The 22,184-nt window shown below is 51.5% G+C and carries 19 protein-coding genes; 2 read left to right on the forward strand and 17 right to left on the reverse strand.

What is annotated here, in order from left to right; genetic code table 11:
* Window positions 1-7 precede the first annotated feature (7 nt).
* The 9 genes from H8K43_RS13795 to surE all read right to left on the reverse strand — a co-directional run bounded on the left by H8K43_RS13795 (window position 8) and on the right by surE (window position 8,776).
* Complete coding sequence (locus tag H8K43_RS13795; RefSeq protein WP_186904390.1) at window positions 8-967, reverse strand: helix-turn-helix domain-containing protein; 960 nt, start codon at window positions 965-967, stop codon at window positions 8-10.
* Complete coding sequence (pilW, locus tag H8K43_RS13800; protein WP_329604522.1) at window positions 960-1,769, reverse strand: type IV pilus biogenesis/stability protein PilW; 810 nt, start codon at window positions 1,767-1,769, stop codon at window positions 960-962. The genes H8K43_RS13795 and pilW overlap by 8 nt, the downstream gene beginning before the upstream one ends.
* Window positions 1,766-2,923 carry a dual-specificity RNA methyltransferase RlmN gene (gene rlmN, locus H8K43_RS13805; RefSeq protein WP_162020964.1) on the reverse strand — a complete coding sequence of 386 codons (1,158 nt, stop codon included), beginning with the start codon at window positions 2,921-2,923 and terminating at the stop codon, window positions 1,766-1,768. The genes pilW and rlmN overlap by 4 nt, the downstream gene beginning before the upstream one ends.
* Before the next feature lie 79 nt (window positions 2,924-3,002).
* Complete coding sequence (gene ndk / locus H8K43_RS13810; protein ID WP_050412223.1) at window positions 3,003-3,428, reverse strand: nucleoside-diphosphate kinase; 426 nt, start codon at window positions 3,426-3,428, stop codon at window positions 3,003-3,005.
* Between the two features lie 148 nt (window positions 3,429-3,576).
* Window positions 3,577-4,914: a 23S rRNA (uracil(1939)-C(5))-methyltransferase RlmD gene (rlmD, locus tag H8K43_RS13815; RefSeq protein ID WP_186904392.1), complete on the reverse strand. Its 1,338-nt coding sequence runs from the start codon at window positions 4,912-4,914 to the stop codon at window positions 3,577-3,579.
* 105 nt (window positions 4,915-5,019) lie between these two features.
* Complete coding sequence (gene rpoS / locus H8K43_RS13820; protein ID WP_186904393.1) at window positions 5,020-6,054, reverse strand: RNA polymerase sigma factor RpoS; 1,035 nt, start codon at window positions 6,052-6,054, stop codon at window positions 5,020-5,022.
* Between the two features lie 151 nt (window positions 6,055-6,205).
* Entirely contained in the window at window positions 6,206-7,177 is a 972-nt protein-coding gene (locus tag H8K43_RS13825; protein ID WP_186904394.1) for a peptidoglycan DD-metalloendopeptidase family protein, read from the reverse strand.
* Between the two features lie 37 nt (window positions 7,178-7,214).
* Window positions 7,215-8,027 (reverse strand): protein-L-isoaspartate(D-aspartate) O-methyltransferase, encoded by an 813-nt coding sequence (locus H8K43_RS13830; RefSeq protein ID WP_186904553.1) that lies wholly within the window; start codon window positions 8,025-8,027, stop codon window positions 7,215-7,217.
* The gene (gene surE / locus H8K43_RS13835) at window positions 8,027-8,776 is read right to left on the reverse strand and encodes a 5'/3'-nucleotidase SurE (protein ID WP_186904395.1); all 750 of its coding nucleotides are present in this window, start codon (window positions 8,774-8,776) and stop codon (window positions 8,027-8,029) included. Before surE ends, H8K43_RS13830 begins: the two co-directional genes overlap by 1 nt.
* A 106-nt stretch (window positions 8,777-8,882) precedes the next feature.
* Here surE and H8K43_RS13840 point away from each other — a divergent pair, with 106 nt between their 5' ends.
* Entirely contained in the window at window positions 8,883-9,863 is a 981-nt protein-coding gene (locus tag H8K43_RS13840) for an NADPH:quinone oxidoreductase family protein (protein WP_186904396.1), read from the forward strand.
* 333 nt (window positions 9,864-10,196) lie between these two features.
* On the opposite strand, the gene H8K43_RS13845 is transcribed toward H8K43_RS13840, so the two are convergent.
* The 5 genes from H8K43_RS13845 to H8K43_RS13865 all read right to left on the reverse strand — a co-directional run bounded on the left by H8K43_RS13845 (window position 10,197) and on the right by H8K43_RS13865 (window position 18,898).
* Window positions 10,197-11,435 (reverse strand): hypothetical protein, encoded by a 1,239-nt coding sequence (locus tag H8K43_RS13845; protein WP_186904397.1) that lies wholly within the window; start codon window positions 11,433-11,435, stop codon window positions 10,197-10,199.
* Between the two features lie 514 nt (window positions 11,436-11,949).
* Window positions 11,950-13,962, reverse strand: a complete 2,013-nt coding sequence (locus tag H8K43_RS13850) for an ankyrin repeat domain-containing protein (protein WP_186904398.1) — start codon at window positions 13,960-13,962, stop codon at window positions 11,950-11,952.
* A 447-nt stretch (window positions 13,963-14,409) separates the two neighbouring features.
* Window positions 14,410-14,619 carry a YgaP family membrane protein gene (locus tag H8K43_RS13855; RefSeq protein WP_186904399.1) on the reverse strand — a complete coding sequence of 70 codons (210 nt, stop codon included), beginning with the start codon at window positions 14,617-14,619 and terminating at the stop codon, window positions 14,410-14,412.
* A complete protein-coding gene (locus H8K43_RS13860) occupies window positions 14,616-17,855 on the reverse strand; it encodes an efflux RND transporter permease subunit (protein ID WP_186904400.1) in 3,240 nt (1,079 codons plus the stop codon). The genes H8K43_RS13855 and H8K43_RS13860 overlap by 4 nt, the downstream gene beginning before the upstream one ends.
* Window positions 17,852-18,898, reverse strand: coding sequence for an efflux RND transporter periplasmic adaptor subunit (locus H8K43_RS13865; RefSeq protein WP_230403956.1), 1,047 nt, complete (start codon window positions 18,896-18,898; stop codon window positions 17,852-17,854). Before H8K43_RS13865 ends, H8K43_RS13860 begins: the two co-directional genes overlap by 4 nt.
* A gap of 176 nt (window positions 18,899-19,074) precedes the next feature.
* On the opposite strand from H8K43_RS13865, the gene H8K43_RS13870 reads away from it, so the two are divergent.
* Window positions 19,075-19,431 (forward strand): ArsR/SmtB family transcription factor, encoded by a 357-nt coding sequence (locus H8K43_RS13870; RefSeq protein ID WP_186904401.1) that lies wholly within the window; start codon window positions 19,075-19,077, stop codon window positions 19,429-19,431.
* Between the two features lie 27 nt (window positions 19,432-19,458).
* On the opposite strand, the gene H8K43_RS13875 is transcribed toward H8K43_RS13870, so the two are convergent.
* The 3 genes from H8K43_RS13875 to H8K43_RS13885 form a co-directional block, all read right to left on the reverse strand.
* Window positions 19,459-20,694 carry an HD-GYP domain-containing protein gene (locus tag H8K43_RS13875; RefSeq protein WP_186904402.1) on the reverse strand — a complete coding sequence of 412 codons (1,236 nt, stop codon included), beginning with the start codon at window positions 20,692-20,694 and terminating at the stop codon, window positions 19,459-19,461.
* Between the two features lie 94 nt (window positions 20,695-20,788).
* Window positions 20,789-21,577 carry a uracil-DNA glycosylase family protein gene (locus H8K43_RS13880; RefSeq protein ID WP_186904403.1) on the reverse strand — a complete coding sequence of 263 codons (789 nt, stop codon included), beginning with the start codon at window positions 21,575-21,577 and terminating at the stop codon, window positions 20,789-20,791.
* A complete protein-coding gene (locus H8K43_RS13885; RefSeq protein ID WP_186904404.1) occupies window positions 21,574-22,179 on the reverse strand; it encodes a type II secretion system protein N in 606 nt (201 codons plus the stop codon). The genes H8K43_RS13880 and H8K43_RS13885 overlap by 4 nt, the downstream gene beginning before the upstream one ends.
* Window positions 22,180-22,184: the final 5 nt, after the last annotated feature.

Genomic DNA, 22,184 nt, shown 5'->3' on the forward strand with positions numbered 1-22,184 from the left:
TCCATTATTATTTAATATTCAGATTAATGACGTTAGTTTCTTTATTCACCGCGACTGGCATCGCAGCGCCACGAACCACCACATCCACACCAGCGGCATTACCGATTCTCAGTTGCAAAGGAAGCGACAAATCAAATTTTTCTTCAGCCCCTGCTTTGAACAAGCGGGAAGCAAGCACTTCGCCATTTTCCTTTTTTACCTGCACCCAGGAATCCTGGCGGAATTTGAGTGTTAAAGCATTATCTGGCGCTGGCGTCTGCGCTTCTTTCACAGGTGCGGGCTCTGCCTCTGCTGGCGTCTCCTTCACTGCAGATGCAGGCGCCTGCAAAATTTCAGTCAGGCTTTTCTCAGGCTGAATCTGATTCGTTACCGGCAAACTGGCTGGCTGGCTGACCTGCACTGACTCGGTCGCTACAGAGGCAGGCACAGCCTCAATTGCTGGCGTGGCCACTGGTGCATTGAATGAAGCAAGCTGCCTCGCAAACCATTCTGTTTGCTCCAGCTTTTGCACACCAACAAAGACCAAAGCAGCCAGACCCAGCAGTATGGCGCCGATCAGATACTTGCGATTGGTCTGATCAGACCTCGCCAGAAAACGGGTTTTTGATTCCAGAAAAGGTGTTGCCAGCGTAGGACGAAAATCCGCCTCTACTGGTCTGTTGTGAACTGCAACTGCTGGCAAAGTCACCAGCAATGCCTGGGCATCGAGTTTCACCAACTTCGCGTAGGAGCGTATAAAGCCACGCACGATCACCATCTCTGGCAACAAGTTAAATGCATTCGATTCTATCGCCTGTATCTGCTTAGGCGACAGCTTTAAATGTTCAGCTACCTGTTCCACACTCAGACCCATGCGGGATCTGGCGAGTGCGAGCTGCTGCCCGGCATCCTGCTTCAGGTCTGTTTCTTTTGCGGCCACATCTGATGAATTCGCATCACCAACCACATCCAAATCACCTTCACTCATCAAATGCACCCTTTTGCAAAAGCAAAAATTCTTTCGAACCAGGATGACGTCTGCGCAATTGCGTGGCAAGACCAGCAACTGCAGCCTCATCTCCAGACCGCTTTTCGATTTTAATCGCCAGCCAAAGCACATCGGCGGCCATCACTTCCATTTTCAGCACCCGCCCGATATAAAAACGGGCCTGGGTATAATCGCCACGGTCAAAATAAATCTTGGCCAGATTGGCATTAATACCAGGATTGAAAGGCTCTTGCCGGAAGCCCTGCAAAAAAAACCCTTCAGCAGCATTAAAGTCGCGCAGACGCAAGCTGCATAAGCCTGCATTATTAAAGGCTTTACCCGGCGTCGCATAAGACGGGTCTTTCATCGCACGTTCAAGATATTGCAAGCCTTGCTTTTCGCGACCGTTCTGACACAAGAACCAGCCATAATTATTCGCGATATCGACATTGGCAGGGGCTATTTTCAGCGCACGCAGAAAGTTATCTTCTGCCAATTGCTTCTCACCCATATCCATAAAGATCAGCGCACGCAATGCATACGCGTCGAGCAAGTCAGGGGAGATTGTCAAAGCCTGACGTATTTCTTCGAGCGCGACTTTTTGCTGCCCCTGCTGATAGTAACCAACAGCGAGTTGCATGCGTATTGCAGCCCGCTTTTGCAACTCCTGCTTCTCCACCGATTCAGTCACGCCCTCCTTTTCCACATCGAGCGCGCTTTTCGAAGCACAACCTAACATTGAAACAGCCAGCACGAATGCGGCTAAGTGTTTATAACGTGTACTGAATCTGGAAAATATCACTGAGTAATCTCCACAATTTTGCCGAAATTTTCGCCAAACTTCTTCTGGTACTCTGCCATCTTTTGCATGCGTTCCTGCACCCGGGTACGGTCTTTCACTTCACCTGCCAACTGTCCGCATGCAGCATCGATATCATCACCGCGGGTTTTGCGGGTGGTGGTCACGATACCCGCATCCATCAACACCTGTGCAAATGCCTTGATGCGTGGATTAGCGGAACGTTTCAAGCCAGATTCCGGGAAAGGATTAAACGGTATCAGATTGAACTTGCAAGGCACATCACGCACCAAACGTATCAATTCACGTGCATGCTCGTCGCTGTCATTAACACCATCCAGCATGCAGTATTCAAAGGTAATAAAGTCGCGCGGAGCAAATTCCAGATAGCGACGACAAGCCGCCATCAGTTCGCTCAGCGGATATTTTTTATTCAGCGGAATCAAACCATCACGCAGTGCATCATTCGAGGCATGCAACGAGACCGCCAGCGCCACAGGGCATTCCTGCGACAACTTATCCATCATCGGCACCACGCCGCTGGTCGACACCGTCACACGACGGCGCGATAAGCCATAGGCATTATCATCCAGCATCAGGCGCAATGCAGCGACGGTAGGATCAAAATTCAACAAAGGCTCGCCCATACCCATCATCACCACATTCGTGATCTGACGTTCGCCTTTAGGGCCGGTCGCAATACCTTTAGTCTTACGCAATTCAAACTCAGCCATCCACAGCTGACCAATAATCTCAGACACACTGAGATTACGATTAAAACCTTGTTTGCCGGTAGAACAGAAACGGCAATTCACCGCACAGCCAGCCTGAGTAGAAATACACAGGGTGCCGCGGTTTTCTTCGGGAATAAACACTGTTTCAACAGCATTTCCCTGACCCACATCAATTAACCACTTACGGGTACCATCCGATGAGGTGTTATCACTGATCACATTGGGCGCAGCTATCATCGCGCGCGTCGCCAATTTTTCACGTAAAGACTTCGCCAGATCAGTCATCTGATCAAACTGGCTCACACCAAACTGATGTATCCAACGTTGCAACTGCTTGGCACGAAACGGTTTTTCCCCCAACTCACCACAATAGGCAATGAGCTGCTCAGGATCAAAATCAAGTAAGTTTACAAGTGCCGTCATGACTTTTCTTTCGCCTGACATCACGAACACTGCTCGCGATGCCAGGACAAATCAAACTAAAAACAGATCCAGACCCGGATTAACGGGAGTAGACGTTCAATGCTGGGAAGTAGTAAGCGATTTCCACAGCCGCTGTTTCAGCAGCGTCAGAGCCGTGAACTGCGTTTGCATCGATGGAATCAGCGAAATCTGCACGGATAGTGCCTTTTTCTGCTTTCTTAGGATCAGTTGCGCCCATCAGATCGCGGTTTTTCAGGATTGCGCCTTCGCCTTCCAGAACCTGGATCATAACTGGACCGGAAACCATGAAGTCAACCAGATCTTTGAAGAAAGGACGCTCACGGTGAACAGCGTAGAAGCCTTCTGCTTCAGCGCGGGACAATTGTGCCATACGTGCAGCGATCACTTTCAGGCCAGCGCCTTCGAAACGGCTGTAAATTTGACCGATTACGTTTTTTGCAACCGCGTCAGGTTTGATGATAGACAATGTGCGTTCGATAGCCATCTAAAAACTCCAATAAAAAGAAAGGGTTAAGACAAAAACTCAAGAATTCATCTAACCTTAGATTTTAGCATGAATCAAACGCACAAACATGACTTGGCGGAAAGACAGCATATCTATCCGCCAGGATCAGGTTTTGATCTGCTGATTTTCAGTCAATCAGGTCAAAAACAGCCATAGACTCCACATGCGAAGTGTGCGGGAACATGTTAACCACACCGGCATAACTCAGACGATAACCGGCTGCAGTCACCAGGATACCCGCATCGCGCGCCAGCGTGGACGGGCTGCAGGAAACGTAAACCAGGCGCTTAGGCCGCAGTTCCGGCGCGCGCCGCGACAAATCAGCCAGCGCCTGACACAATGCCATCGCACCATCACGCGGCGGATCGACCAGAAAACGGTCAAACTTACCCAGCGCAATCAAATCATCCGCAGTCACCTCAAACAGATTACGGGTACTGAAACTGGTTTTGTCGGACAAGCCATTCAGACGCGCATTTTCCAGAGAACGCTCAGTCAATGCCGTGCTGCCCTCTATCCCCACCACTTCACGCGCCAGCGTCGCGATCGGCAAGGTGAAGTTACCCAGGCCGCAGAACAGATCTGCAATCCGCTCATCTTTCTGCACATCCAGCAAACGCAAGGCACGCGCCACCAACACCCGGTTAATCTGATGATTGACCTGCGTAAAATCGGTAGGCTTGAATGGCATCTTGATACCAAATTCTGGCAACAAGTAATGCAAATCACTTTGCGCAGGATAGTAAGGCTCAGCAGAATCCGGGCCCTTGGTCTGCAACCACCATTGCACCTGATACTGATCCGCAAAGGCTTTGAGTTTCACTTCGTCGTCCGCCGTCAGCGGCGCCATGATACGCAACACCATCACTGTGGCGCCCTCGCCGATTGCCAGCTCGATCTGCGGCAATTGCTCGACGATAGACAGCGAAGTAATCAAGTCACGCAAAGGCATCAACATGGCAGACACATGCGGCGGCAATATCTGGCAAGTTTCCATATTCGCCACGTAACGTGAACGTTTCTCATGGAAGCCGACCAGCACCATGCCTTTTTTGATCACATGGCGCACCGACAGGCGCGCACGGTAGCGATACCCCCAGGTAGGCCCGTAGACCGGACGCAGCATGGTTTCTGCTTTGACTTTACCGATGTGCCACAGATTGTCTTCCAGAACGCGCTGCTTCATCGCGACCTGTGCATCGGCTTGCAAATGCTGCATAGAACAGCCACCACAGGTGCCGAAAAACTCACATTTAGGCTCGACCCGCTGCGAAGATGCGCGGTGTATCGTTCCTAAAGTAGCCACTTCCCAGCTGGGTTTCTTTTTGTAAGGGTTAAATTCCACCAGTTCGCCTGGCAATGCACCCTCAACAAACACCACTTTTCCCTGGCTGCCGTCTTCATTTTGCAGATGACCTACGCCCCTGGCGTCCATGTCCAGCGACTTAATTTCTATTGTATTCATGAAAAAAAATTCGGCACCCTGCGGTGCCAGTTAAGAAAATCCAAAAACGAATTATAAAAGATGTAGCCGCCTCAACGCAGTTTTCCATGCATGGAAACGGACAATTCAGATCAGCGCATCCCGGCTGACGCCGCGCGACAGGAAAGAACGCTTCAGTTTGATCAAGGCCTCTTGCTGTATCTGGCGCACACGCTCGCGTGTAATCCCCATTTCATCAGCCAGGGTTTCTAATGTGGCCGGATCATCATTATCCAGACCGAAGCGCCGCACCACCACTATGCGCTGTTTATCAGGCAATTTTGACAGCCAGTCACGCACCAGCACCGTCATTTCATGATGCTCAGCCCGCGCATCCGGACCATCATCACTATCGCCGGGCAGCATATCCATCAGACTGGATTGCGGATCATTATCGAGCGGTGTATCGAGCGAAGTCGCATGTTCAGACAAGGCCAGAATATCCTGAATTTCATCGACTGGCCTATCCACCAGCAAAGCAATATCTTCTAAATTCGCATCACGCCCATCGCGCCGCTGCGATTCCAGGTGATATTTTGCTCTGAGTATCTGGTTTAATTCACGCACCATGTGCACCGGCAAACGTATGGTGCGCGCCTGATTCATGATGGCCCGCTCTATACTCTGGCGTATCCACCAGGTCGCATAGGTGGAAAAACGGAAGCCGCGCTCAGGCTCAAACTTATCAATCGCATGCATCAGCCCGAGATTGCCTTCTTCTATCATATCCAGCAAGGCCACACCGCGATTAATGTAGTGCTTGGCAATCGACACCACCAGGCGCAGATTGTGCTCTATCATTTTCTGCCTGGCTTCAAAATTTCCCTGCTTGGCCAGCGTGGCGTAATGCAGCTCTTCTGCCGAATCAAATAGAGGACGGGTGCCAATCTGGTTCAGATAATACTGCGTGGTATCGGTCGATAATTCCGCCGCCAATACATTTTTCAACTCGTCGATGGGCGCAACAACCAGAGAAACCGGATCAGTCGCCTGCGCAGAATCGCGCTCCTCATCATCGCCAGATTCTTCGGTTTCGTCGTCAGCAACATCCTCATCTGCTAACGCATCAATTTCACTAAAAGACGCTAACTCTTCCTTATGGCTGTTTGCAGTTTTTTGCATAATGTAGACCAAAGCTGATTACGTTGATGAACATGGGATCAGTCCAGGAAGCAGAGTGACCTCGCTTACTACGTACTATGTTTCAGAGCCAGCATTAACAAACCAAATACAAAGCAAATACAGCTTACAGGAAGAAGATAGCGCCAGGGAATTATCGTGCAGGCAGATATTTCAAAGGATCGACAGACTTACCATTCAACCTGATTTCGAAATGCAATTTAATATTATCACTATCTGAATTGCCCATTTCAGCAATTTTTTGTCCTTTTGCAATCATTTGTCCCTCCTTCACAACAATGCTCTTATTGTGCGCATAAGCCGACAATAAATTGCTGTTGTGGCGGATAATGACCAGATTTCCATAGCCGCGTATGCCACTACCCACATACATCACACGCCCGGCTCCGGCAGCCAGAATATCCTGCCCCGACTTACCCGGAAAATCCACGCCCTTGCTTCTGTTTTCATCCGACGTGGCAACCGGTTTTGCATCCACTGGCCAGACCCACTCGACGCTGTCGTTATCGGCCGCTGCAGGCTGAGCTGGTTTTTCAGTCGCTTTTTCCGGGGTTTTTTCGACTCCCTTAACTGGCACCACCACATCAGCACGCGCGACTACAGCAGGTGCACTGACATCCGGCTTTTGCAATTCAGCCAGCGTCGCTTCGCTATAAGGACGCTTATCGCCTTTAGGAGAAGTTTTATTTCCAGATACCGGCGCAGATAAAGGCTTGACCTCAACCCCTGAGGCACCCACCACAGGGATGGTCTGCACCGCACCGGCAGTTGACTGATCAGGCGCGCTGACACGCAATACCTGATCGACCTTAATGTCATTTGGATTTTTCAGATTATTCCAAACCACCAAATCGCTATAACTGTGACCGTGATCCAGCGCGATTTTGTACAAAGTATCGCCACGCTTGACGACATAGGTTTTACCCGGCTCCTGCACCTTCACAACCGGCTTAGGTGGCGCTGCTTGCGTTACCGGCTCGGCCACGACAGGCGCAGGATTGCGGTCCACGATAGGCGCCTGATTCGGCACCGAACTACAGGCGCTCAGCAAACCAGCGAGCGCCAAGGGGAAGACGAGACTACGTGTATATTCTGTTTTTTTCATGCTAATTCTGATTTGCCTGATGAAGAGCGCCTAAGGTTCACACCATGCCCGGCTGCAAAGGGACAAAATGACAGGATTCTATGATGGTTTTGCGCCATTCTTTCTGACTCAGGCGCTCAATCAGATGCAATTCCTGCTTCTTACCACCCACCGGCGCAACCAGACGACCTCCGATGCGCAATTGTTCGAGTAAGCCAGGCGGTATTTCCAAGCCGGCGGCAGCCAGTATGATACCGTCAAACGGGGCCACCTGCGGCAATCCCAGCATGCCATCACCATATTGCAAACGAATATTAGCGATGCGCATAGGCCGCAGATTGCTTTTTGCCAGTTCATGCAAGGCCTTGATGCGCTCGATTGAGTACACATCTTTTGCCAGCAAAGACAAGACCGCAGCCTGATAACCACAGCCCGTGCCGATTTCCAGCACCTTATCCATCATGACGCCATTACGCAGGATTTCTATCATGCGTGCCACGATGTAGGGCTGAGAAATAGTTTGCTGATAGCCGATAGGCAAAGACGCATCGACATAGGCCTGACCGACCATGCCCGACTCCAGAAATAAATGCCGGGGTATGGCCTGCATCGCCGCCAGCACCAGCTCATCCCTGACCCCTTGCTCGGCAACCCGCTGCACCATGGCACGGCGCACGCCATCCGGCACCGCTGGCCGTTCAGTCACACTCGACACCGCCACTGGCACTGCCACTTTTCCCAGACGCGCAGATTGCGAATTCTGCATCGCAGTCTGCGACGAACCATCAGTAATACGGCGCTCGGGTCTGGCAGTTTTTTTATCGACCACAGAAGACAGCGACAGCGGGAAACGCTTTTCACCAGAACTCATCATGCCCCCAAAGTCCAGCCATCCACATTCAATGCATCCAGCTGGCGGAAATTGGTCAAATCTATCTGCAGCGGCGTCACTGACACAAACGCGCGTGCAGTCGCATCAAAATCCGTGCCCTCGCCGCCGTCTCTGACTGCGCCGGGTGGCCCTATCCAGTAAATTTCACGCTCATGCGGATCACGCATCGCAATCACAGGTTCAGATGCATGGCGTTTACCCAACCGGGTCTTACGCACACCCTGGATGTCTGCGCGTGGCAGATTCGGTATATTCACATTCAGCAAATAAGGCGCAGCCAGCCCAAACTCACCATGCCTGACCATCGCAGCCGCGATCTGCGCCGCAGATTCCAGCTCACGCCAGCCTTTATCCACTTGTGAAAATGCGAGCGCGGGAATGCCAAACAAATAGCCTTCGGTAGCCGCCGCCACTGTGCCCGAATACAAGGTGTCGTCGCCCATATTCTGGCCCTGATTGATGCCGGAAATGACGAAATCAGGACGTTCACGCATGATAGAAGTCAGCGCAATATGCACGCAATCTGAGGGCGTACCATTCACAAAATAAAAGCCATTCGGCGCACGCTGCACCGACAGTGGACGATCCAGCGTCAATGCATTCGATGCACCGGAACGGTTGCTATCCGGCGCGACCACCGTCACATCGGCAAATTGCGACAACTCCTGCGCCAGTTGCTGGATGCCAGGAGCGAGATAACCATCATCATTACTGAGTAGAATTTTCATATCGGGCATTCTACCCGATGCACAAAAACAAATTTCTTTCCGGTGAAAAAAATCAGGCATAATCAAAATCTAACGACCGTACTATTATTTAACCTGGAGACTAACAATGAAGGCTGTCGTATGCAAACAATGGGGACCACCTGAGACCCTGGAAGTCTGCGAAATTCCTGACTTAACACCAGGCCCGCAAGAAGTGCTGATCCAGGTACAGGCAGCAGGCATCAACTTTCCCGATGTCCTGATCATCCAAAACAAATATCAATTCAAACCCGAATTACCCTTCACTCCGGGCAGCGAGGCATGCGGCATCGTGCAGGCCACCGGCGCTGAAGTAAAGCATTTCAAAGCCGGCGACCGCGTAATTGCCTTCGTTGGACATGGTGCATTTGCACAACAGTTATTAGCGCCGCAGCAGGCGATTTTCCCGGTTCCGCCGGGCATGGACGACGATACCGCTGCCGCCATCACCCTCACCTATGGCACGTCGCACCATGCACTGCTGGACCGCGCACAGCTGAAAGCCGGTGAAACCGTGCTGGTCCTGGGTGCGTCCGGCGGTGTCGGCATTGCCGCGATAGAGATAGCCAAGGCCACCGGCGCGCGCGTGATTGCAGCCGCCTCCAGCGCAGAAAAGCTGGCCGTCTGCGTGGAACACGGCGCCGATATCTGCATCAACTACAGCGACGCCGACTGGCGCGATCAGCTCAAAGCCGCAACCGGCAAACAAGGCCCCGATGTGATTTTTGATCCGGTCGGCGGCGACTATGCCGAAGCCGCATTCCGCTCCATCGCCTGGCGCGGCCGCTACCTGGTGATCGGTTTTGCAAATGGTGAAATCCCAAAAATCCCACTCAACCTGCCCTTACTCAAAGGCGCCTCGATACTGGGCGTGTTCTGGGGCGATTTCGTGCGCCGCGAACCCGCCGCGAATCTGCAAGCGATGCAGCAACTGGTCGGCTGGTTCCATGAGAAAAAAATCCGCCCACATATTTCAGGACGCTACAGCCTGAACGACTGCGCCACAGCCATGAATCTGCTAGCCGCCAGAAAAGCCACCGGCAAACTGATTATCCGGCCGCAGGATTAAGCTGGGAATCGCAAAAAATATCCTTGAACAATCCTGTTCCGTCAGATATGAAACATATCAAGACGCCATTCCTGCACAGCCAGGGATGGCGTCTTTTTTACGTAGTTCAAGGATGGGAATGGCGTAACAGATGAAGGCCATTGCAGCCTACAAGTCATCACGGCTTACGGTCCTCACCTAGTTTTCATGCGCCTTACAAGAGCAAAGCAAGCCGGAAGGCGCATGATTACTGGGTGTTTGCTTACTGCTTTGGGTTTGCTATGAAACTTAAGGCGTAAGGTGTAAGAAGAACCGGCTTTTGTGGGGCGCATCACGATGCGCCGCAGGATGGCATTAGTCACAAAGGGTGGGATTGAGTGCTATGAGTTGATTCACAAGCTGATCAATTTTCGTTATATTTTCCTCAGGATAGTTTCTATACCTAATGTAATTTCGATAAATATCAGCTGTTTCCCGAATCTTTGATGGTTGCAACAAAAAAGCTAAGGATAGCGCCTGCATAAAGAAGGTACTCATAAAGTATCCACACTTTTCAGGATTATTTATAGCGCTGCTCAGTTTTTCTAAATCTAAGGTGGTTTCAAAAAAGGGGAGAACGGCCGTTTTTGTCAGATCCTCAATCAAGTTCGTCATCTGAACTAATTCGTTCACATTATCCAGTTTATCCACTTCAGGAGGCCTGTTTCGCCCCGTAAAATACGGGTAATTACATCCAACAGTATACTCGTTGACTGAAAGATCGCCGGTCACTCTCCGCACCAATTCCCCTACTGCCGGTATATCGAATCTGGCAGTAAGATAGATTGCAAATGTATAGCGTCTCTTTTCAACACCCAGCCATAGACGTTGAGTTCCGTAGGGAACAGTTCTTTCTGCCCACTTCTCTTTCTTGTTCCAAACAAAACCGGCTGGTTCAAATAGTGGTTTCAAACGCGCAACAATAAAATCCAACACTCTCTTTTCCGTTAAGGGCTTTTCTTTCACCGCAGGCGTTTCGTGCGCCTTGATGAAATCAACAGCCTCCTGACTTTTTGGGTAATAGACCAATTCCTCCTGCGCATCGACGACTTTCAGATTTAAATCTCCCGCCAGTTTCAAGATGAAAGCCACTACCTGTTCTTCATTCTGGGCGATATCAAGCACGGCAATTTTTTTCCCGAAATTCGCAATCAAAGGACCATCGGCCCACACGCATGCGTCTGAGTCGTTTTCTTTAAACGTCGATAAGCACGGATACTGAACAACCAGTTGCTGATACAACTGAGCGAGCGCCGCACCTGGCCCGGCATTTTCAGAGTGATGTTGCGCCACGTATTGATCAATCAATCGTTGACGTTGTGTCGCATCGCCCGGCAAGGCGGCATCGATAATCTGAACAATAAAACTCATCTGTTTACTTTCATCATTCGCAGGGTTAATTAATTTTAATTGGCAAGAGCACGCATCAAATCCTGACTCCAATTTGGCTGAATCGACGAGCCTTAGACCAAGGCTGCAATCGTAACGCAACGAGGTGCAATCCACCACTTCAAATGGCGCAACAGTTGAAGGCCATTGCAGCCTGCAAGTCATTACGTCCTACGGCTTCACCCATATTTCATGCGCCTTACAAGAGCAAAGCAAGCCGGAAGGCGCATGATTACTGGGTGTTTGATTTACTGCTTTGGGTTACACCTGAAAATTAAGGCTTTATGCTGCAATCCAGCACCTCATACGGCGCAACCTATGCACACCATTGTGTCCTACAATTTATTCCCACTTTCGGTTTAAATTCCTGCGGGAGTCGCATTCCCTGTTGATGGCAACACGGTAAGGTGTAAGAAAAACCGGCTTTTGTAGGCTGCATCACGATGCGCAGTATGGAATCGCTATTTTCATCAAGGCTGATCAAAACGCCGCCTGCCCACTCGTTAGAATAAGCGCCTGCATCCACCAGGTGATGTATGATTCAGTATGAATAATCTGCGATCCGAATGAAGAGGCGATACCGAATCGGTCGCTACGCATAACAGTCAAATGCGGCGCATCGCGATGCGGCCTACACGCCATAAACGCCCTACGAGCTGGCGTTTTGATTTACTTGAATTCATGGGCATTCCAGCGCCTTGGATGCCATAGCCTGTTTGAAGTAACGTGCATAGCCGCAGGCATCTTCGCCATACAGGTCTTTCTTCTTGCGGTCAGCGCCTGCTTGCAGCAAAAAGGCAATTACAGATAACTGCTGGTATTGTGCAGCTACCATCAGCGGTGTTGAACCACGCTCACCGGCAAAGCGGTCGTCAACAGGCAGGCCACGTTCATGCAGAAAACGCAGGCTTTTCATTGCACCGCGATAGCTGGCATAGTGCATCGGCGTCCACACCTTGTTGGCGGGTTTTTGCATATCTGCGCCTGCATCGGCGAGGGCCTGCAATATGTCTGCCGCATCATTATTTATCGCAGCAAACACGGCACTGCGCCCGCCATTGCCATCTGCATCAAGAGGTGTCGCCAGATCGGCTTGCGCCCCTTGTTGTAACAGGTAGTTCACCTTGTCCAGATTGTTTTCATCTGCCGCTTGCATGAGCAGGCTGCGGCCTTCACTGTCCCGGCTATTGACATCAGTTCCAGCACGAAGCCTGGCCTGCAATTGCGCCAGGGTTTCTGCCTCTTCCGGAATCACGGCGCGGGCTTCGGCACGGGTAGCACTCACCTCATCGTCTCCATGATCAATCATCAGGTAAGCAGATAGCGCCACCATGCAGAAGAGGAAGACATAGGCCCATAAGCCCTTAGGTGTTTGCTTATCTGCTGGCGCCCTTGCCTTAGGTAATTCATAGATGCTGCGGTCTGGCTGCGTCGTTGCCTTAGGTAACTCATAGATGCTGCGGTCTGGCTGGACTGCCATCAAGTCGCTAAGTGTTTTTTTCCGCCCCTGCCCTGTGCCCGCTTGCACAGGCAGGACAAACTCAATGTCTGCCCCCAACACTTTGATCTGCAATTTCCAGATCACTTCCACATCTTTATCATCCAGCAAGCCGCTTGCTGGCATGTCTTTGGGCAAGCTGATTTTCAGATCCATGCCCTGCGCACCATGCAAGATCTGTATGCTGTTCAATGCTTGCGACCACAGGGTCTTGCTACTGGTGTCTTCTCCGCGCCGGTCTTCAAGCACGCATAGCACTTCGGCCTTCACAGGGTAATATGTCCCTGCGCTTTGCATGCGTTGCCCCAAGGGCAGTTTGAAGCACAGGCGCATGCACAAATCCTTAATACCGGTACATGGCTGCTGCGCCATGAACAGACTGGTCTCCCCCACGCGCCAGCGTAGAAAAGCGAGACGTAAAGACAGCCACAGCAACAGCACACCTATCAGCGGGAACAGCAGTACCAAAAAGCGCATATTGCTGCCACCATCTGTTACCGCCAGAATGGACAAGGGGAAGGTCAACAAACTCCAGAAGATCGCAAAAAAACCCAGCTCTGCCCCACTACTGTCGGGCTGTATTTCCAGCTTACCGGACAGCGTATGGCCTGACGTGAGCGCTGATCCGGCATCAGCGCCAGCACCTGCAGCGGCAACATCTGCTACCTCTTTATCAGGCTTGAACCAGATTGCCCAGAGTGCCCACCAGGCACCCAGGCTGATCAAGGGAAACAGAGTGGCGAAAGGGATCAGGAATAATAGGCGCTTATAGCGTATTTGCCGGTCATAGACGGCATAGGCAGGCTCTTGCGGGTCTAGCCAGAGTGTGATGCGTTGATCCTGATTGCGCGCCGCCAGCAGTTGGGCATGGATATCGCGTTGATAACTGCCTATGTTATCGCTGCTGTCACCACCGATATTGATGCGTGTGCTGCGATAAGTCTGGCCATTATATTGATATTCAAATTCGGCAAGGACTTGCCAGCTTGTGGATTCGTCTTCGTGCTCGCGCAACTCAAGCTTGTTGATATGTGCCTGCACCGCCACCAGATCGGCAGCCCGCCACCACCCCTGCAACTGCTTGAACATGGGGTACACACCCACTGCCCAGCCGCCAACACCAAACAACACTGCAAACACCAGCGCAAACAGACTGGCCCCTAACTTCGATCCTATTTTTTTTGTTTTTATCATGGCTGCAATGTAGCAAAGGAGCTAATGCATTGCAAGATCAGGACTGACGCAAGGTATGCGTGTCGCTTACAACAGACAATAAAACAAACAGAGAATTTCTTGCTGCTGACATCACCCAGCTATACCGCGATGCTAACTCATTCCACCTTGCGACCTATATTTCATGCGCCTTACCGGCACAAAGTAAGCCAGCAGGCGCATAGGTATTGGATGTTTGATTTACTGCTTTGAGTTGCCCCTGAAATTTAACACGCTAAGATGCAATTGCCTAACAGGCCACATTGCAATTCGCTGCATGAGGGCTAAGGAAATATGGAAGCTGGACAGATTCTCGCCCATCCCCTTTTCCTGCAAACCAAAACCTCCCCAAAGCCCGATACAATTTCCGGTCTTTGGAGAGGTTTTTAGTTTTTATGGTCGCCTCTTCGGCGCCATGCACTGTCGTTTCTAATTCCCTGCTTTAACTCCGAATTTACGTAATACCGACTCCAGCAAGCACCATTCGGTAAAGCCACTTTGCATCAAATTGACGCCGACAAAAGCTGTCAGTGCCAGCCACCATGTGTTTATAAACCAGGGGCTGTCTGGCAAGCCCAAAGTCAGTGAAAGCAAAATAAATAAACCGGCGAAAATACGTACGATTTGCCATGAGCTCATGATACTTCTCCTTGTTGAGTAATGAATGCGATGCGGTGGCGATAAGCCATGTAGTACAGCAGCGGAATCACGATCAGCGTTAGCAGCGTCGAGATGAATATGCCAAAAATAAGTGCGATCGCCAGCCCGTTAAAAATCGGATCATCCAGAATAAAAAATGCGCCCATCATCGCGGCCAGACCAGTCAGCATGATGGGCTGGGCGCGTGTCACAGCGGAGTTCACGACGGCATCCCTGAGCGCCATACCGGTTCGCACCTGGAGCTGAATAAAGTCAACCAGCAAAATAGAATTTCTGACGATGATGCCTGCCAAGGCGATCATCCCTATCATGCTGGTTGCGGTAAATTGCGCACCCAGCAAAGCGTGGCCGGGCATGACGCCGATGATGGTTAATGGGATGGGCGCCATGATGATGAGGGGCGTCAAATAAGAACCAAATTGCGCCACCACGAGTAAGTAAATCAGTATCAGACCAATCGCGTAGGCAGCGCCCATATCGCGGAAAGTTTCATAGGTGATTTGTGATTCGCCATCCCATTTGATGGCGTAGCCACGATAGGGGTCAGCAGGCTGGCGGATGAAATATTCCTTGAGTTCGCCACCACCGGGAACAGGAATCTGGCTGATCGCTTTGCGCATAGAAAACAGGCCATATAAAGGACTGTCGGTTTTGCCCGCCATGTCGGCAGTCACATAATTCACCGGCATGAAGTCCTTGTGATAAATGGGTTGCTGACGGCTGGTATTGCTCAGCGTGATCAGCTCCCGTATTGCGACCAGTTTTCCTTCTGAAGTTTTGACTGACAATTGCAATAAGCTGTCCAGGTCACCATGACTTTCTGCTGGCAGCTGCAAGATGGCGGCATTGAGATATTTGCTTTCATCATGTAGCCAGGTCGCTGCATCACCCGCTAATCCGGTACGTAATGCAGTCACGATGTCTGCCTGTGACACGCCAAGTAAAGCTGCCTTGCGTCTATCCACCAACAACATCCAGCGCGGCGCTGATGCGATGCTGCTGTCATCCACATCGACCACACCGGCACTGGCATTAAATACTGCTCTGACCGCCTGCGCGACCTGGCGACGCCCTTCTGCTTCCGGGCCGTAAATTTCCGCCACAATAGGCGCAAGAACTGGCGGGCCAGGCGGCACTTCTACAATTTTTATGTTGGCATTAAAACGTTTGCCTATCGCTTGCAAGGCCGGACGCAAGCGGTTGGCGATGGCATGACTTTGCTCTTTGCGCTGATGCTTATCGACCAGATTGACTTGCAGATCACCGACTTCGCCACCGGTGCGCAAATAATATTGACGAACCAGTCCATTAAAATTAATCGGTGCGGCAGTACCGGCATAGGCCTGATAATCACTGACCTCAGGTACATCAGAAAGATAGCGGCCTAATTCACGCAGCACCGCCGCTGTCTGCTCGACCGGCGTACCGGCAGGCATATCGACGATCACCTGAAATTCCGACTTATTATCAAATGGCAGCATCTTCAGTAACACGACGCCGGATGCAGGGAGTAACACAGAAAAGGCAATCAAGGCAGCGACCGCCAAACCCAGAAACCCGCGATGACGTTTTCCGTTTAGCTCATTCAAAAAGGGCTGAAACAAGCGCGTAATCCAGACTGTGAGCTTTCCCGCCGCCGCATGTGGTGTGGTATCGGTTTCGGTTTCGGTTTCGTTACTGTGCGCCTCTTTCATCCAGATGCGCGCTAGCCACGGCGTGACTACAAAAGCCAGCGCCAGTGACAGCAGCATCCCCATACTCGCGTTGATCGGGATGGGACTCATATACGGCCCCATCAAACCCGATACGAAGGCCATAGGAAGCAGCGCCGCAATCACGGTCAGCGTTGCCAGTATCGTCGGCCCACCCACCTCATCCACTGCGCCTGGAATGATTTCTTTCAAGGATAAGCCTGGAAATTGTCGTTGATGCCTGTGGATGTTTTCAACCACCACTATCGCGTCATCGACCAGAATACCAATCGAGAAAATCAAGGCAAACAGCGACACCCGGTTCAATGTAAATCCCCAGGCCCAGGAAGCAAACAGCGTAAGCATCAGTGTGAGTATCACCGCGACACCAACAATCGCAGCCTCACGCGCACCGAGTGCGATGAACACCAGCACCACCACGGACAAGGTGGCGAACAATAATTTCTGTATCAGCTTTTGGGCCTTATCATTCGCAGTGTGGCCGTAGTTACGCGTTTCAGCGACCAGGACATCGGCGGGAATGACGGTATTCTTCAATTCTTCAATGCGGGTCGTGAGCGCATTCGCGACATCAATCGCGTTCTCACCCGATTTTTTGGTGATCGCAATCGTCACGGCAGGATATTCAGCGCCATTTTTTCCTGCGACGCCATGCCAGACATAAGGTGCCGCCGGTAATGGGCCATCTTTAATGGTAGCGACATCCTGCATAAACACTGGCTTGCCGTTATGGACAGCGACCACCAGCTCGGCAATTTCCTGCGCATCGCGCAAGAACGGGCCAGCCTCAAGCGCGACCGCCTGATTGCCAGACAGCAGTTCACCCACGGGCAAACCCATATTGGTCGACTGCAAGGCATTGCGCATATCGGCGACTGTGACACCGGAACCTTGCATACGCACCGGGTCCAGCTCAACCAATACCGCACGTCCAGGACCACCGATAGTCGTCACGCCTCTGGTGCCGGGTACGCGTTTCAAATCATTTTCTATACTGTGCGCGACACGCTCCAGATCATAGGCGCCAGTGTCAGGATTTTTACTGTACAGGGTCAGGCTCAGGACAGGCACATCCTCAATACCCTTAGGCTTCACCAGTGGCGGCAACACGCCTGCATTTTTGGGCAGCCAGTCAGCATTGGAATGCACGGTATCGTACAAATGCACCAAGGCTTCAGTACGTGCCACGCCCACCTTAAATTGCACGGTCAGGATAGCGATGCCCGGCCGGGAGACGGACGTGACGTGTTCTACACCGGGCATTTGCGACAGCATTTGCTCCGCCGGTGACGCCAGCATTTGTTCGACCTCGGTTACGGCAGCACCGGGAAAAGGCAGCAACACATTCGCCATCGTTACATTGATTTGCGGCTCTTCTTCACGCGGCGTAACGACGATCGCAAAGACACCCAGTAAGAATGCCGCGAGCGCCAGTAAAGGGGTAATTCTGGCGGTCTGAAAGAAGGCGGCAATGCGTCCGGAGACACCCAGTCTGGCGTTCATCGCACTGCCCTCACGGCGGCGGCCGGATCAAGCGCAACGCGCTCTCCTGCACTGATACCAGTCAGAATTTCGGTCGCACCATCGCGGGTTTTACCCAGTCTGACTTGACGTAAAATCACACGCTGCTGACTATCGATGACGTAGAGTCCTGTCATTTCTCCACGCTTGACGATGGCCTTGGCGGGCACATAGAAATGATTTCCCGCGCCCCCTTTTAATGGCAGCCAGACTCGGGCAAACAAACCAGGAGCAATGTCTTGCACCGACTCTGGCAAATCGATACGCAGGGTAGCGCTATGGGTGGCAGCATCGATGGTCGGCAATACTTTATATTGGCTCGCTGTCAGCCATTGACGACCCGCCGGGAGCCCCGGAAATTCTATCTTCAAGGGCTGACCGGCCTGATAGTTATTCATTGCTGCTTGCGATACGGTAAAACTCACGCGTAAGCCCTTGGGGTCAAACATGCTCAGCAAAGGCTTACCCGGCATCGCCATATCACCCAGTGCTATCGGCAATTCAGAAATAACACCGGCATACGGCGCCTTAATCACAAAAAATCCGGATTGAATATCAGCCACATTGGCCTGGGCTATTTGTGATTTCAATTGATCGGACAAAGTCTTGTATTGGGCCTCAGCCCGCTCCAGCGCAGACTGGCTAATGAACTGCTTTTGAAACAACTGTTTCTGACGCTGCAGATCTTTGTCAGCCAACTCCAGCGCCGAGCGTGCGGCAGTTGATTGCGCCTGACTGGCCACACTTCCCTGCTGCGCTGAACGTGCATCGATACGCAGCAAAACCTGGCCTTCTTTAACGCTGTCACCAGCTCTGACCGGCAGCGCAACAACCGCACCAGCCACCTGTGCGGCAATCACGGTTTGACGCACCGACTCCACCCCCCCTTCAAAGCTGGCAAGGTCAGCCGAAGCCGCTGGCTGAACGAGCACACTCGCCAATTCACCCTGTGCGGCAAACGCCGATGTCACAGGCAATACCAGCGTCGCAAGCGCAAAACGCAAACGAGAAATTATCAACATCATCTTCACCCCAAAATAAGTCCATTACTTCATCACAGGCATCTTCATTAACGTCATTATTTAACTAATTAATTAAATACGCAAGTAAAGAATAAATTAAATATGCGTTACAATGAATCCTGAGTCACGCCTGGTAACAAATAAATTTCCAAATAGAAAATAGAAAATAGAAAGTTGATATGGATGAGTTGAGCTTAGAGGCCTTAAGCCAGGTAGCAGGATATTTCTCTGCATTGTCGGAACCGACACGCCTGCAAATTCTGAGTCTGCTGCGCAATCAGGAGCGTAATGTCGGGGAATTGGCGGAGCTCTGCGGTTATACCTCAGCGAACATTTCCCGCCACTTAGCCATACTGAGTAAGCATGGTCTGGTAGCCAAAGACAACCGTGGTACAAGCGTGTTTTACAGAATTGCCGACGAGTCTATCTACACGCTATGTGATGTCGTGTGTGGCAGTCTGTTAAAACAATTGGAAGAAAAAGCGCGCTCACAGAAGGAGTTTGCGCAGTCTGCGCGGCTCAGCAAAAATCCATAAAAAAATCCCGCATCAGGCGGGATTTTTTCAGGTCGGTGCGGCGTTGTCGCCCAGCCAGTAGCGGTCTATGTCTTTCAGACCCCATTTTGAGGCATCTTCGCGGTTGGCGATTTTGTCTTGCAGGCCAGGGCCTGCCAGGTCCAGCAATTCGGGCGCGATGTAACTCATCGATTTGATAGAGAAAAACACCCTGACTTTAGGCATCAGCAAAGATTTACCGACTTGTTGCTCAACGACGACACCAAGACGACCGGATTCCAGCCTGACCAGGGTACCGACCGGGTAAATACCTATGCTTTTCACAAAGGCCTGGAACACTTTTTCATCAAAGTGGCCTTTACTCCATTCTGCCATTTTGCGCAGCGACTCAGCCGGACACCAGCCCTGCTTGTAAGGACGGTTAGAGGTGATCGCATCATACACATCGCACACTGCGCCCATGCGCGCAAACAGGCTGATTTCTTCACCTTTGAGACGATCCGGATAGCCAGTGCCGTCCATTTTTTCGTGATGATGTAAACAAACATCGAGGGAAATCGCACTGACGCCCTGTGCATCCAGTAGCAATTTATGACCAGCCGCCGGATGCTCTTTGACCGACACAAATTCTTCATCCGTCAGTTTGCCAGGCTTATTCAGTATGTCGCCGGGCACCATCATTTTGCCGATATCATGCAACAGGCCAGCTACTCCTGCTTCGCGGGTTTGCTCTTCATTCAAACCGAGCTGCTTAGACAAGGCCACCATCAGCGCGCACACCGCGATGGAATGCATATAGGTGTAATCGTCTTTGGTTTTCAGACGCGCCAAACCGATCAGTGCACCCGGATTACGCATGACGGAATCAGAAATTTCCTCCACCAGTGCCTGTGCCCCACCCATATCCACCGCCTTACCCATACGGGCTTCGCTAAACATGGAATACACGGCTTGTTTGGAGCGGTTAACGATCTTGGATGCACGCCCCAGTTCATCATCCATAGAAACGGATTCTGTCACCCTGGGTAGTTTAGGCGGCGGTTCAGGTCTGGGTTCAGGTTCAGCCCGCACTACGGGGGCGGCAGGCTGCTCGGTTAATACATCCAATCCTTTGCTGATGTCTATCCAGGCTTCACGGATTTTAGATTTCTGTATTTCCCGGATGTCGTTGAGATCACTCAAAAGAAAGGATTTCTTCCAAAACGGAGTATCCATCCAGGAACCGCACAACTCCTGGACAAACATACCAACTCGCAATTTTGAAACTTCGATTTTCTTCAACATAGATTCAGTCGTAAACTCTGCGGGATATCTGGAACATCTGCAAATTATTCTATAAAGCGAGACATGAAGCTATAGATATCTGAAATTTATTTTCCTAAGAGAAACTTTTTAACAATTGCATAGGCCGGAAGAAATCCTGCATTTCCCTATTCGCAATAAAACTCAAATTATAAGGATGCTCTGCAACTATATGCGCAAAGGCTGACGCAGCCGGTATTTTTTTCACCTGCTCCGCAATTTTTCCCCATAGTACCAGTGATGGTAAGCGATCGTTTTGATCTGCCGCTAAAGCGAGTAAGACCTGCTGAAGAAAAGGCAGCCAGGATACGCCGTCCTTCACTGGTGCCACATGATCACGAAAGACCAGCGATGCATTCAGCAATAAAAAGCCCTGCTGCTGCATTTTCTGTTGCAATTCGTCCAAATGCTGTATCAAAGGCGAGCCAGGCTGAGCTGCAATGTGCGCAACGCCTTGCATCGCGTCACCACTGGTAGCTGATTCATCCAGATAGCCATCGGCGACCAGCAGCATTTTGAAAAAATTTCTCAGGGATGTCGCGCGATTCACTTTTTTCGACAGACCTGTATCCGACCAGATTTCGCTGACGGCACCATCCATGAAGCTGACCCCGGTCGCGCTTTGTTCGCGTGGATAAGGGCCTTCACCGATTAACACATAGCGCACCTGATCGCGCGGCACAGCAAAGGCGGCAAACAGCCTGTGCTCAGTCGGCAAATAAGGCTGCGCGCATAAGTCGGAAAGATAAGCCGGTTGTGCCTGCTGCAGTGCCAGCAAGCCCTGCTCCAGCACGGCATGCCAGCTGGAATGTGCATGCTGCAAAGACAGGCGGATTTCCTCAGGCAGTGCTGCAACAGCACTCATTGTGGCGCCCCGGTTGGCATTACCGCAGGCAGGGAAGCAACAGGCAAACCCGGCACCACCATAGGCGCGCCGCCTGGCGGCACATTGGCCGGCGCACCATGCGGCGGGAAGCCTGCCGGCGCAACCGGCGATGGATTCGGATTTTCCGGTGCCGCCGGTGTCGCATAGGCAGCCACAGGTGGCGTTGCAGCCAGCTGTATCACTGCACTCTGCGGCAACTCCAGGCGTTTGAGTGCACCATTATCAGAGATCAAAATATACTGTGCATACACCTCTTTGAGTACCACGCCAGGTGCCAGTTCAGCACCAATCCCGACGGCACGGCCAGGCTTACCATCGGTGCTGATGACGGCTGCACTTTCGTTAGCGCGGCGTGCCAGCACAACACCCTTCAACTGGTGATTACTGATGGCGGCCTGCGGCAAAGCACTGTCACCAAAAATACCGCCCCACTGACCGGAACCCGGCTCCAGGGTGGACTGCTGCACAGGCGCGGCCACACCGCGGCTCTGGACTTTAAAAAACTTCAATCCCCAAAAACTCAGGGTCATACATAACAAAGCAAAGGCTATCAAGCCGGAAATAACAGGTAAGCGCTTCATTTTTT

Origin of the sequence: Cognatundibacterium curvum (assembly GCF_014284235.1) — a bacterium.
In the GTDB taxonomy this organism is placed as follows: Bacteria; Pseudomonadota; Gammaproteobacteria; order Burkholderiales; family Burkholderiaceae_D; genus Undibacterium; species Undibacterium curvum.

Bases quoted from the DNA above. Each gene is read 5' to 3' on its own strand.
- H8K43_RS13795 (WP_186904390.1), bottom strand. From the start codon at position 967: ATGAGTGAAGGTGATTTGGATGTGGTTGGTGATGCGAATTCATCAGAT.
- rlmN (WP_162020964.1), bottom strand. From the start codon at position 2,923: ATGACGGCACTTGTAAACTTACTTGATTTTGATCCTGAGCAGCTCATT.
- ndk (WP_050412223.1), bottom strand. From the start codon at position 3,428: ATGGCTATCGAACGCACATTGTCTATCATCAAACCTGACGCGGTTGCA.
- rlmD (WP_186904392.1), bottom strand. From the start codon at position 4,914: ATGAATACAATAGAAATTAAGTCGCTGGACATGGACGCCAGGGGCGTA.
- rpoS (WP_186904393.1), bottom strand. From the start codon at position 6,054: ATGCAAAAAACTGCAAACAGCCATAAGGAAGAGTTAGCGTCTTTTAGT.
- H8K43_RS13825 (WP_186904394.1), bottom strand. From the start codon at position 7,177: ATGAAAAAAACAGAATATACACGTAGTCTCGTCTTCCCCTTGGCGCTC.
- H8K43_RS13830 (WP_186904553.1), bottom strand. From the start codon at position 8,027: ATGAGTTCTGGTGAAAAGCGTTTCCCGCTGTCGCTGTCTTCTGTGGTC.
- surE (WP_186904395.1), bottom strand. From the start codon at position 8,776: ATGAAAATTCTACTCAGTAATGATGATGGTTATCTCGCTCCTGGCATC.
- H8K43_RS13840 (WP_186904396.1), top strand. From the start codon at position 8,883: ATGAAGGCTGTCGTATGCAAACAATGGGGACCACCTGAGACCCTGGAA.
- H8K43_RS13845 (WP_186904397.1), bottom strand. From the start codon at position 11,435: ATGACTTGCAGGCTGCAATGGCCTTCAACTGTTGCGCCATTTGAAGTG.
- H8K43_RS13850 (WP_186904398.1), bottom strand. From the start codon at position 13,962: ATGATAAAAACAAAAAAAATAGGATCGAAGTTAGGGGCCAGTCTGTTT.
- H8K43_RS13855 (WP_186904399.1), bottom strand. From the start codon at position 14,619: ATGAGCTCATGGCAAATCGTACGTATTTTCGCCGGTTTATTTATTTTG.
- H8K43_RS13860 (WP_186904400.1), bottom strand. From the start codon at position 17,855: ATGAACGCCAGACTGGGTGTCTCCGGACGCATTGCCGCCTTCTTTCAG.
- H8K43_RS13865 (WP_230403956.1), bottom strand. From the start codon at position 18,898: ATGATGTTGATAATTTCTCGTTTGCGTTTTGCGCTTGCGACGCTGGTA.
- H8K43_RS13870 (WP_186904401.1), top strand. From the start codon at position 19,075: ATGGATGAGTTGAGCTTAGAGGCCTTAAGCCAGGTAGCAGGATATTTC.
- H8K43_RS13875 (WP_186904402.1), bottom strand. From the start codon at position 20,694: ATGTTGAAGAAAATCGAAGTTTCAAAATTGCGAGTTGGTATGTTTGTC.
- H8K43_RS13880 (WP_186904403.1), bottom strand. From the start codon at position 21,577: ATGAGTGCTGTTGCAGCACTGCCTGAGGAAATCCGCCTGTCTTTGCAG.
- H8K43_RS13885 (WP_186904404.1), bottom strand. From the start codon at position 22,179: ATGAAGCGCTTACCTGTTATTTCCGGCTTGATAGCCTTTGCTTTGTTA.